Origin of the sequence: Caulobacter sp. LjRoot300 (assembly GCF_964253875.1) — a bacterium.
Classification (GTDB): Bacteria; Pseudomonadota; Alphaproteobacteria; order Caulobacterales; family Caulobacteraceae; genus Caulobacter.
Map to the genome: position 1 here is coordinate 1 of NZ_CAXUSA020000005.1, position 11169 is coordinate 11169.

Annotated in this window: 12 protein-coding genes and 1 tRNA gene; 3 read left to right on the top strand and 10 right to left on the bottom strand. The window is 68.8% G+C overall.

Annotation, left to right across the window (positions count from 1 at the left end):
* Positions 1-417 precede the first annotated feature (417 nt).
* From ACSQ2G_RS17115 to ACSQ2G_RS17135, 5 genes are all read right to left on the bottom strand, one after another.
* Positions 418-1572, bottom strand: a complete 1155-nt coding sequence (locus tag ACSQ2G_RS17115; RefSeq protein ID WP_436032911.1) for an isovaleryl-CoA dehydrogenase — start codon at positions 1570-1572, stop codon at positions 418-420.
* Between the two features lie 78 nt (positions 1573-1650).
* Positions 1651-2841: a glycoside hydrolase family protein gene (locus ACSQ2G_RS17120; protein WP_436032913.1), complete on the bottom strand. Its 1191-nt coding sequence runs from the start codon at positions 2839-2841 to the stop codon at positions 1651-1653.
* 181 nt (positions 2842-3022) lie between these two features.
* Positions 3023-4477 carry a magnesium transporter gene (gene mgtE / locus ACSQ2G_RS17125; RefSeq protein ID WP_436032915.1) on the bottom strand — a complete coding sequence of 485 codons (1455 nt, stop codon included), beginning with the start codon at positions 4475-4477 and terminating at the stop codon, positions 3023-3025.
* Between the two features lie 143 nt (positions 4478-4620).
* Positions 4621-4705: transfer RNA gene (locus ACSQ2G_RS17130), tRNA-Leu, on the bottom strand.
* 86 nt (positions 4706-4791) lie between these two features.
* Entirely contained in the window at positions 4792-5043 is a 252-nt protein-coding gene (locus tag ACSQ2G_RS17135) for a FliM/FliN family flagellar motor switch protein (RefSeq protein ID WP_028040691.1), read from the bottom strand.
* A gap of 70 nt (positions 5044-5113) precedes the next feature.
* Between ACSQ2G_RS17135 and lipB the strand changes: the two genes are divergently transcribed.
* Positions 5114-5839, top strand: a complete 726-nt coding sequence (lipB, locus tag ACSQ2G_RS17140) for a lipoyl(octanoyl) transferase LipB (protein WP_436032917.1) — start codon at positions 5114-5116, stop codon at positions 5837-5839.
* 7 nt (positions 5840-5846) lie between these two features.
* On the opposite strand, the gene ACSQ2G_RS17145 is transcribed toward lipB, so the two are convergent.
* The 3 genes from ACSQ2G_RS17145 to ACSQ2G_RS17155 form a co-directional block, all read right to left on the bottom strand.
* Positions 5847-6251 carry a DUF805 domain-containing protein gene (locus tag ACSQ2G_RS17145; protein WP_436032919.1) on the bottom strand — a complete coding sequence of 135 codons (405 nt, stop codon included), beginning with the start codon at positions 6249-6251 and terminating at the stop codon, positions 5847-5849.
* 61 nt (positions 6252-6312) lie between these two features.
* Positions 6313-6714, bottom strand: coding sequence for a DUF805 domain-containing protein (locus ACSQ2G_RS17150; protein ID WP_436032921.1), 402 nt, complete (start codon positions 6712-6714; stop codon positions 6313-6315).
* 42 nt (positions 6715-6756) lie between these two features.
* Entirely contained in the window at positions 6757-8754 is a 1998-nt protein-coding gene (locus ACSQ2G_RS17155; RefSeq protein ID WP_436032923.1) for an acetyl-CoA carboxylase biotin carboxylase subunit, read from the bottom strand.
* A gap of 187 nt (positions 8755-8941) precedes the next feature.
* Between ACSQ2G_RS17155 and ACSQ2G_RS17160 the strand changes: the two genes are divergently transcribed.
* On the top strand, positions 8942-9466 hold the full coding sequence (locus tag ACSQ2G_RS17160) for a GlcG/HbpS family heme-binding protein (protein WP_436032925.1): 525 nt from the start codon (positions 8942-8944) through the stop codon (positions 9464-9466).
* A gap of 47 nt (positions 9467-9513) precedes the next feature.
* On the opposite strand, the gene ACSQ2G_RS17165 is transcribed toward ACSQ2G_RS17160, so the two are convergent.
* Positions 9514-10083, bottom strand: a complete 570-nt coding sequence (locus ACSQ2G_RS17165; protein ID WP_436032926.1) for a DJ-1/PfpI family protein — start codon at positions 10081-10083, stop codon at positions 9514-9516.
* Between the two features lie 124 nt (positions 10084-10207).
* Here ACSQ2G_RS17165 and msrB point away from each other — a divergent pair, with 124 nt between their 5' ends.
* Positions 10208-10696 (top strand): peptide-methionine (R)-S-oxide reductase MsrB, encoded by a 489-nt coding sequence (gene msrB / locus ACSQ2G_RS17170; RefSeq protein ID WP_310079755.1) that lies wholly within the window; start codon positions 10208-10210, stop codon positions 10694-10696.
* On the opposite strand, the gene ACSQ2G_RS17175 is transcribed toward msrB, so the two are convergent.
* Positions 10693-11109, bottom strand: coding sequence for a hypothetical protein (locus ACSQ2G_RS17175; RefSeq protein WP_436032929.1), 417 nt, complete (start codon positions 11107-11109; stop codon positions 10693-10695). The genes msrB and ACSQ2G_RS17175 overlap by 4 nt on opposite strands.
* Between the last annotated feature and the right edge of the window lie 60 nt (positions 11110-11169).

An 11169-nucleotide genomic window follows, 5' to 3' on the forward strand; every position in this document is an offset into this window, starting at 1 on the left:
TCCGCCTCTCAACGAAGCAGTCGCAGGCCGCGACGTCCGGTCGCGACATTGCCCCCTTTGCAGGACGGCCGATCGGCGCCCATATTCGTCTTGTGTTGTTCAACAACTGAAAGGAGGTGACCAGTGTCTCATTGTCTCCAACCGTGGTCGCAAGTCGTGACCTGGGGCCTGAAGATCGAGGTCTCCAACTGAAGGCGTTGAACGCCTAAGGTTCGAAGTCACGCTGCGGACGCGGCTACGACGATGGAGGGCCGCCCCGAGCAATCGGGGCGGCCCTTACATTTTGATCCTCCCCCTGTGGGGGAGGTGTCGGCGAAGCCGACGGAGGGGGGTGATCGGGCGATGGTCGATCCCCCGATCGACCCCAAAACTCCCCCCACCGATCGCTGCGCGATCGCCTCCCCCACAGGGGGAGGATCAGCTCCCCACCAGCTCCCGCCCGATCAGGAACCGCCGGATCTCGTTGGTCCCGGCCCCGATGTCGTAGAGCTTGGCGTCGCGCATCAGGCGCTCGACCGGCCATTCCTTGGTGTAGCCCGCCCCGCCCAGGGCCTGGATGGCCTCCAGCGACACCCGCACCGCGCTTTCCGAGGCCATCAGGATGGCGCCGGCCGCGTCGAACCGCGTGGTCTTGCCCGCGTCGCAGGCCCGCGCCACGGCGTAGACATAGGCCCGGGCCGAGTTCAGGGCCACGTACATGTCGGCGACCTTGCCCTGCATCAGCTGGAACGAGCCGATCGCCTGGCCGAACTGCTTGCGCTCGCGGACATAGGGCAGCACCACGTCCAGGCACGCCTGCATGATGCCCAGCGGCCCCGCCGAGAGCACGGCGCGCTCGTAGTCCAGGCCGCTCATCAGCACCCCGACGCCGCCGCCCACCGGGCCCAGGACGTTCTCCTCCGGCACTTCGCAGTCCTCGAACACCAGCTCGGCGGTGTCGGACCCGCGCATGCCCATCTTGTCCAGTTTCTTGCTGACGCTGAAACCCTTCATGCCCTTCTCGATCAGGAAGGCGGTGATCCGGCGATCGTCGGTCTTGGCGTAGACCACCAGGGTGTCGGCGTGCGGGGCGTTGGTGATCCAGAACTTCGTGCCGTTCAGCACGTAGCGGTCGCCGACCTGCTCGGCCTTCAGCTTCATCGACACCACGTCCGAGCCCGACCCGGCCTCGCTCATGGCCAGCGAGCCGACGTGCTCGCCGCTGATCAGCTTGGGCAGATAGCGCTGCTTCTGCTCGGGCGTGGCCCAGCGGCGGATCTGGTTGACGCAGAGATTGGAGTGGGCGCCGTAGCTGAGACCGACCGAGGCCGAGGCGCGGCTCACCTCCTCCATGGCGATCACGTGCTCAAGATAGCCCAGGCCCAGCCCGCCGAACTCTTCTTCCACGGTGATGCCGTGCAGGCCCAGCTCGCCCATCGGGACCCACAGCTCGCGGGGGAAGGTGTTGGTCTCGTCGATGCGGGCGGCGATCGGCGCGATGCGATCGGCCGCGAAGCGGGCGGTGGTGTCACGGATCGCGTCGGCCGTCTCGCCCAGCGCGAAGTCCATCGAGGGTGCGGTTTGGTTCGTCATGACCGCCTGCATAGCACAAACGCCCGCGGATCAAGCAGACCCGCGGGCGTTCATGCTCCGGATCATTCCATCCAGGGTCTAGTCTTCGCCGTGCGGATCGGGATCGCCGAGCCGGCGCATCAGCAGATAGGCCGCCGTGGCGAAGCAGATCATGCCGATCACGCTGGCGCCCCAGCCGAACATCTTGACCAGCGACACACCTTCGCTGGCCGCGACGCTGAGGTTCCACAGGATGCCGCCGCCGAACAGGGCCAGGCCCAGCAGGCCCAGGCAGACCAGCAGGCTGACGCCGCCGAAGGCGTGCGGCTGCACGTGAGCGAAGGCGACGTCCTGGGCTTCCAGTTCGACAGGTCCGCTGGTCGAGAAGCCGCCCAGATTGAACAGCGAACCGTTCGCCGCCGGGCGCGCCGTCTCGAACAGGCTCGGCTCGGCCGGCGCCGGGGGTGCGGCCGACTCAAGGGCGGGCTCCTCCGGCGTCAGCTGGAACGGCGTGGCGTCGGCCGCCGGCTCGGGCGACGCATGGATGGACGGCGACGGCGCGGCCAGGCCCTGGAACGGCGTCGAGGCGACGGTCGCCTCGTCCGGCAGGATCGCTTCCAGGCGCGCGCCGACGGCGGCGGCGGCCTGTTCGCTGGCGCTGGGGCCGGAGACGGTCAGGGCGGGCGCGGCCGACCCGTCCGCGCGCAGGGCCACGGCCTTGTCGCCGGTCAGGGCGGTGACGATCGCGGCGGGGGTCTGGCTGGGCACCAGCCGACCGGCGTCATGGTCGATCTTGGGCCGCAGCACCGAGCTGGGCGCGGCCACCCAGTGGCCGTCCGGCGGGGTCAGGAACAGCGCCTTCTCGGCCGAGCGGCGGCGAACCAGGGCATCGACGACGATGCGCTCGCCCTCGAAGTCGGCCTTGCGCCACACCTCCATCTCGCAGGCGGCCTGCAGCAGCGCGCCCTCGTTGAGCCGGCGCAGCACGTCCGAACGGACGAAATTTTCGGCGCCGATGTTGAAGGCGAAGCAGACCAGGGCGTCGAACTGGTTCTGGTTCAGCGGCGTGTAGACGTTCTCGTTGACCGTGTGGGCCACGGTGATCAGGTCGTAGAGCAGCAGGGCCTCGGCGTCCTGTTCCGAGACGGAAGCTCCGGCGCGCGCGGTCAGGGTGTGGCCATAGCCCAGCGTCCAGCGCCCGTCGGGCAGCTGCGCGGCTTTCATCCGGTAACCCTCGAATCTCTTGATGAGATCGACGGCGGCGCGGGAGACCTGATAACGCGGTTTCATCGCCAAGAATGACCCAGTTTGAGACAGACGCGGATGCGTTCGGGGTGTGCGGCGCAAGATGGGCGCCGCTGGCGGCGCCCCTGCCCCGACCTAACGATTGATCGCTGAGGACGTCGCGCGAGGCTCTTCGAGGTCGTCGTCGATCACGCGTCGGGGCGACGGGCGGTCGACCCAAGCGCGGTCAGTGCAACAACAACGCCGCGATCAGCAGCACCGCGAAGAAGCCCGTGAAATCGGTCAGGAAGGTCACGAAGATCGACGACGAGACCGCCGGGTCGCGTCCCATCTTGGCCAGGGCCAGGGGCGCCAGGATGCCGCCCACCGCCGCCGTGAAGATGTTGGCGATCAGGGCTAGGCCGACGATGATCGCCAGCTTGTCATGGTGATCGGCCGGACCGAAGAACAGGTAGGTCGCCGTCCCCATGACCAGGGCCAGGGTGCAGCCGTTGACGATGCCCACGGACAGTTCGCGCAGGACGATCCGGCGGGCGTTGGCCGTGGTCAGCTCCTTGCTGGCCAGGGCGCGCACGGCCACGGCCAGGGTCTGGGTGCCAGCGTTGCCGCCCAGGGACGAGACGATCGGCATCAGGATGGCCAGGGCCACCAGCTGGGCGATCTCGCCCTGGAACACGGCCACGCCGCTGACCGCGATGGTGGCGGTCACCAGGTTGAGCAGCAGCCACGGCAGGCGCGACTTGACGATGTCCACGACGTTGGCGTCGCGGCCGGCGTCGCTCACCCCGGCCAGGGCCAGGATGTCCTCCTCGGCCTCCTCGCGGATGACGCCGACGATGTCGTCGACGGTGATCTGGCCCACCAGACGGCCGCCGGGCTCGACGACCGGGGCGCTGATCAGGTGGTACTTGTCGAAGATGTAGGCGACCTCTTCCTGGTCCATGTCGACAGTGATCTCGGTCACCGGCTCCATGATCTCGGCCAGGGGCGTCTCGCGTTTGTTGGTCAGCAGCTGGCTGATCGGCAGGGCGCCGACCGGCGTGAAGGACGGGTCGACCACATAGACGTCGAAGAACAGCTCCGGCAGGTGGTCGCCGGACTCGCGCACGTGATCAATGGTCTGGCCCACGGTCCAGAACTGCGGCGCGGCCAGGAACTCGCGCTGCATCAGGCGGCCGGCGGTCTCGTCCTCGTAGGACAGCGAGGTCTCGATCGCCGCGCGGTCGCCCTCGTCCATGGCGGCCAGCACCTGGGCGCGCTTGCCCTCGTCCAGGTCGTCGATGACGTCGGCGGCGTCGTCGGAATCCAGCTCCTCCAGCGCCTTGGCCAGGGTGGCCGACGGCGTGGCCTCCAGCACCTCCTCGCGCAGGTTGTCGTCCAGTTCGGCGATGATCTCGCCCAGCCATTCCGGGTCCAGGACCGGAATCACCTCCTCGCGGTAGCCGGCCGACAGGAAGCCCATCAGGTCGGCGACGTCGGCCGGCTCCAGGGCGTGGACCAGCTCACGCAGGCGCGCGGTGTCGCCGCGGTCGGCCGCGTCGATGACCATCTCGACATAGTCGGGATTGAGCGCGTAGTCGTCGCCGAGCGCGAGGTCTTCCAGATCCTCGACGGCTTCGGGCTCGGGGATAACCAGGCTGTGGCGCGGATCGTCTGTCAGGTCGGTTGTTTCCCGGGACATGGGGACCTCCTGAACTCTAAAGACGTGCGTCCTGCGCGTGACCTGAAGCTGCGAAGGGCCAAGCCCTCCCCGGAAAATGGTTAGAGCGCCCCTGGCGAGTCGGAAACCGATTTCGCCGGAAGCGCTCTATCCGTTGTCTCACCTGGTGCGGTCGAGAAGACTCGAACTTCCACGGGTTGCCCCACAGCGACCTCAACGCTGCGCGTCTACCAATTCCGCCACGACCGCTCGTGGTGAGGCGCGGCAGGTAGCAAACCGCACGAGGTTTGGAAAGAGCCGAGTTCGATAATGTCGAACCGGCCTGTGAGCCGCTCTTAAGTCCCGCCGGCCATATAGTCGTAGACGTCGGCCGCGCGGGTCACCTGGATGGCGATGCGGTCGTCGCTGATCTGGATCTCGCCGCGGGCGATCGGGTGGTTGTTGGCCAGGATCCAGACCTCGTCATTGGTCTTGGCGTCCAGCGGGATCACCGCGCCGCGGCCCATGCGCAGCAGCTGCTGCATCGGCAGGATCGAGCGCCCCAGCAGAACGGAGATCTCGACATTGACGGCGTTGACCTGGCTCACGAAGTAAGTCCCTGAAGAACACGCGCGACCAAGGTCGGTCGCGCAGCGCCCCTTGCAAGACTAAGGCCGTATGCTTGATCGCCCGTTAAGCCCTAAAAACAAAGCCCTTCCGCGGATGGGAGCGCCCGACGGCGCGCCGGCCGGATGGGCGGTTTCGACCGGGTACGTGCCCTACCCGGCAGCCGTTGCCGCCATGGAGGCGCGCGCGGCCGCCATCGCCGACGGGACGGCGGGCGAACTGGTCTGGCTGCTGGAACACCCGCCGCTCTATACGGCCGGCGTGTCGTCCAAGCCCGCCGACCTGATCGCCCCCGACCGCTTCCCGGTGTTCGAAAGCGGCCGCGGCGGCCAGTTCACCTATCACGGCCCTGGCCAGCGGGTGGCCTATGTGATGCTGGACCTGACCAAGCGCGGCCGTGACGTGCGGGCGTTCGTCGCGGCGCTGGAGGCCTGGATCATCGACGCCCTGGCCGCCTTCAACGTGACCGGCGAAATGCGCGAGGGACGGGTCGGGGTGTGGGTCGAACGCAAGGGTCCCGGCTGGTCGCGCGAGGACAAGATCGCCGCCATCGGCGTCAAGCTGCGCCGCTGGGTCAGCTTCCACGGCATCAGCCTGAACGTCGAACCGGACCTCGAGCACTTCAGCGGCATCGTGCCCTGCGGCCAGGTCGAGCACGGCGTCACCAGCCTGGTGGATCTGGGCCTGCCGGTGACGATGGACGAGGCCGACGAAGCCCTGCGGGCGGCCTTTCAGCGAGTGTTCGGACCGGTCGAAGCCGAGGCGCCGCCCGTCTAGGACTCGCCTAGACCGCCGACGCCGGCTTCAGGGGATTGAGGCCATACCGGTTGGCGCCCTGCTCGCTCGGCATCACGCCCAGCTCGACGATCGCCCAGACGACGACGCCGCTGAACAGGAAATCCATGAAGTGCCTCGGGGTCGGCCAGACGGCCACCAGCGACAGCAGCACCAGCGCGGCCCACCAGCCCGACCGGCCACGGTCGTGCAATCGCTTGGACAGTACGCAGGTCGCGAAGAACAGCAGCGGTGGATAAACGAGCCAGCCGGTCAGCAGGTGCAGGGTGATGCCGAACGACTCGTAGAGCACGGCGAAGGCCAGCAGCGCCGCCGAGGCCATCAGGAACGGACCGCGCGCCGTCCGGCCCGAGGCCGACAGGAACAGGTCCCACCACTCCGCGCGATCGTTCATTCAGCCAGGCCCCACAGGTCTCTCCGCGAACCTAGGCCGCGTCGCGACCGGGCGAAAGAGCCTAGGCGAACACCTTCTCGAGTTCGGGATCGGCGGGCCCGCCAATGCCCTTGGGCGAAGGTCCGAAACGGTTGCGTCCCTGGGTGCCGTCCAGGATGCCCAGGTTGATCAGGGCCCAGAAGCCGCCGATGATCGGAATGAATTCGATCAGCAACCACCAGGCGCTTTGATCGCGGTCATGGCAGCGCTTCGCGCCGAGCGCCAGGCTGGGCCACAGAAGCGCCAGGGTCACGACCACTTGCAGGATCATGGACGCGTTCGAGTCGCTGGCGACGTCGACGCCCACCACCGCGGCCACGATGTAGGCCACGACCACCAGAACACCCAACAGGATGCTGAGGAGCCAGTAGTCCCGGCGCCGGATCCGGCCTTTGAACGAGAAAAGCTTCTGCGCCAGCGTCATCGAATCGCCCCCCGAACTCAACCCAGGGCAACATGACCACGTCTAGGCGAACTCCACCAGCACCTCGTCCGCGGCGACGGGGTCGCCGCCCTTGGCGTTGACGGCCTTGACCACGCCGTCGCGCTCGGCGCGGATGATGTTCTGCATCTTCATGGCCTCGAGCACGCAGACGACCTCGCCCTCGCGGACCTGCTGGCCGGGAACGACGTCCATGCTGACCACTAGGCCGGGCATGGGCGAGAGCACCAGGCGCGAGGTGTCGGCGGCCTGCTTTTCGGGAAGCTTGTCGTGTAGCTCGGCCGAGCGCGGGGTCAGGACCAGCACCTTGGCCTTGGCGGCCCGGTGACGGATGGTGAAACCCTCGGCGGCCGGGGCCACCTGGACGGTGAAGGCCCGGCCGTCCAGCTTGCCCAGGAACACCGGCTTGCCGGGGCGCCAGTCGACGGTCTCCAGGACCAGGGTCCGGCCCTCGTCCGGCAGCTCGACCGACAGGCGCGCGCCTTCGCCCGACAGGGCGACCCGGCGCTTGGCGGGACCGACGGCCACCACCCACTCGGTGCGTACCGGATGGCTGAGCCCCGCCCCCGTCGAGCGGGCCCGGGCGGCGTAGACCCGCTGCATGGCCGCGCCCACGGCCGTCAGGATGTCGACCTGGCCGGGGGTGGGATCCACGCCCGTGAAGCCGCCCTCGAACTCGTCCTTGATGTAGTTGGTCGAGATCGTCCCCGAGCGGAACCGCGCCTGGTCCATCACTGCGGCCAGGAACGGGATGTTGTGGGCGGGACCTTCGATGTGGAAGTCCTCGAGCGCCCGGCCCATGCCGTCGATCGCCGCCAGCCGGGTCGGGGCCCAGGCGCACAGCTTGGAGATCATCGGGTCGTAGTACATCGAGATCTCGTCGCCCTCGCGCACCCCGGCGTCGTTGCGCACGCTATAGCCGTCCCGCTGTCCCTCCGCTGGAGGGGCGTAGCGCACCAGCCGGCCGATGCTGGGCAGGAACTTGCGGTAGGGGTCCTCGGCGTAGATCCGGCTCTCGATCGCCCAGCCGTGGATCGACAGGTCCGACTGGGCGAAGGCCAGCGGCTCGCCCCAGGCGCCGCGGATCATCTGCTCGACCAGGTCCAGACCCGTGATCAGCTCGGTGACCGGGTGCTCGACCTGCAGGCGGGTGTTCATCTCCAGGAAGTAGAAGCTCTTGTCCTGGCCGGCCACGAACTCCACCGTGCCGGCGCTGTCGTAGTTCACCGCCTGGGCCAGGGCCACGGCCTGAGCCCCCATGGCCGCGCGGGTCGCCTCGTCCAGCAGCGGGCTGGGCGCCTCCTCGATGACCTTCTGGTTCCTGCGCTGGATCGAGCATTCGCGTTCGAACAGGTGGACGACGTTGCCGTGCTTGTCGCCCAGCACCTGGATCTCGATGTGGCGCGGGCTTTCGATGAACTTCTCGATGAAGATGCGGTCGTCGCCGAACGCCCCGGCCGCCTCGGCCCGCACGGCCGGGAAGCCCTCCTCGACGTCCTGGCGGCTCCAGGCCACGCGGATGCCCTTGCCGCCGCCGCCGGCCGAAGCCTTGATCATCACCGGATAGCCGATCTCCTCGGCGATCCGCACCGCGTGGGCGGTGTCGTCGATCTCGCCGATGTGACCGGGCACGCAGGAGACCCCGGCGGCTTGCGCGAACTTCTTGCTCTCGATCTTGTCGCCCATGGCCGAGATGGCGCCGGGATTGGGACCGATGAACACGATCCCCTCGTCGGCGCAGCGCTGGGCGAATTCGGCCTTCTCGGACAGGAAGCCGAAGCCCGGGTGCACCGCCTCGGCCCCCGTCGCCTTGCAGGCGGCGATGATCTTGTCGGCTAGCAGATAGCTCTGATTGGCCGGCGACGGGCCGATGTGCACCGCCTCGTCGGCCATCTCCACGGCCAGGCTGTCGGCGTCGGCGTCCGAATAGACGACCACGGTCTTGATGCCCAGGCGACGGCAGGTCTTGATCACGCGGACCGCGATTTCGCCCCGGTTGGCGATCAGCAGCTTCTTGAACATCCGACCGTTCCCTACGCTTTTCTCGTTGTCGCTTGGGACAGGCACTAGCAGGCCGCCGGAGGTTTGCAACGGCGCCGCAGCGTGACATTGTGCATGACACCGGTTTCCACGAGGAGCCGCAACGATAAGCGAGGATTGGCGCGCAAGGTTTCTGCCGCCGTTCGCGCCGCTTGAGAGGAAACTGTCGATGCTTCGTCCCGCCTTCGCGCTGCTGACCCTGGCCGGCGTCCTGGCCGCCGGCTCCGCCCTGGCCCAGACCGCCTCCCCGCCGGGCCCCGCCCCTTCGGCCGCGCCTCATGGCCCGCCCCCGGCCCCGCCCTACGGCCGCCCGGTCACCCTGGCCGAGGCCAAGGTCGCGGCGACCGCCGCCGAGGCCGAGGCCCGCAAGCAGGGTTGGTCGATGGTCATCGTCGTGGTCGAGCCCAGCGGCGCCCTGGTGCTGAGCCAGAAGATGGACGGCGCCCAGTATGGCTCCAACGACGTGGCCCGCCGCAAGGCCGAAACCGCCGCCAACTTCCGCCGGCCCACCTCCTACTTCCAGGAAGCGGTGAAGGGCGGAACGCTCAATTCCATCTTCACCGGCGCCCTGGCCATCGACGGCGGCGAACTGCTGATCGTCGACGGCAGGATCGTCGGCACCATCGGGGTGTCGGGCGGCTCCGGCGTCCAAGACGGCCAGGTGGCGCGGGTCGCGGCGGCGGCGCTGAAATAACCTCAGACGCCCCTCGTCCCGGCCTTCGCCGGGACGAGGCGTCAAGACTAGTTCTCGAATTCCCGGGCGAACAGGGCCACGTAGTCGTCGTGCCGTCCCTCCGGCGCGACCAGCCGGCAGATCGCGGCGCTGAAGGTCACCGGGGCCGAACCCGGCGCGGTGACCAGCTTGCCGTCGGCCACCGCCTTGGGCGTGTCGACATAGCGCTCGATCCCGGCATAGGCCGGCGCATGGCCGGCCAGCCAGTCCGCGCCGTTCGAGGTGTGGGCCTTGCCGGCCAGAAGCCCGGCCCGGGCCACGGCGACGGTCGCACCGCAGATCGCGCCCACGATCTTGCCGTCGGCGTGGACCTGCCGCAGCAGGCTGTCGAACGCCTCGTCGCGATAGCCCGGCCAGGCGTCGGAGCCGATCAGCAGGAAGACGTCGGCGTCGGCCAGCACCGGGTCGGAGAACCGGTAATCGGCCGCGGCCAGCACGCCGCCGATCGAGGTCTGCGGCTCGCCGTCCGGCGTGGCGATCTCGATCTGGACGCCGTAGTACTCGCGCAGGGCGGCCAGCACCTGCCCGGCCTCCCAGTCGGCCCAGCCGGGTTGCAGGAAGGCGACGGCGACGGTCATGGCGGGATCCTTTCGACGGTTCGGAACGAATGCGCTCGACCGTCTTATGCTCTGGCGCGACCGCCCTTGTCAGCAGGCCTTCGCCCTCTACCGCAACGCCCGCCGAGCGCCCATATTGCCGACCATGACCGACACAGCCCCCCTCTCCGCCCAGTCTTCCAGCGGCTTCGACCTGACCCCGCCGACCGAGCCGGAACGCCAGCGCCTGGAGGCCGACCTGACGGCCGAGGAGGCCCGCGTCCTGCTGCACCACGGCACCGAGGCCCCGTTCTGCGGCGGCCTGCTGGGCGAGAAGAGCCCCGGCGTCTATTGCTGCCGCGAGTGCGGCCTGCCGCTGTTCGAATACCGGACCAAGTTCGAGAGCGGCACCGGCTGGCCCAGCTTCTACGCCCCGTTCGACCCGGCCCACGTCAAGGAGGTGCGCGACACCGCGTACGGCATGGTCCGCATCGAGACCCGCTGCGCCCGCTGCGACAGCCACCAGGGCCACGTCTTCCCCGACGGCCCGCCCCCGACCCGGCTGCGCTACTGCATCAATTCGGTGTCGCTGCAGTTCGTGAAGGCCGGCGATCCCCTGCCCGACCCGCTGCATCGCGGTGACAAGGTTCCCTAGCGCGCGACGACGTTTCCACCCTCGGTGACCATCGGGTTGCTGTAGGCCAGGTAGCCGCGCTCGACCATGCGCCGCATGGCCTCGTAGACCTCGGCCAGTTCCTCGTAGGCGGCGCGCAGGGTCGCCAGGCGGGCGATCTGTTCGGGCGTGATCGCCGCCCCGCCCTCGGTCATGGCCACGGCCTCGGCCACCCAGCGCGACCGGGCCAGGGCCGCGGCCACCGCCAGGTGCTGGAACTTGCCGCCGTCGCTCTTGCCCAGCACCTGGGCGATCACCGCGGTGTTGGAGGCGAAGGCGGTGTAGTCGATCTGCTCCAGATGGCCGCGCAGGCGGCGCTGGGTCTGGGGATCGGTGTCCTGGGGCTCGAAATGGTCGTGGGTGCGGCGAAAGCTGGAGGTCACGGTCGAGGACATGACGGTCTTCCCTGGGCTCCGCCTTGCCGGCGGGTTGTCGAAAACTCTGCGCCAACAGCC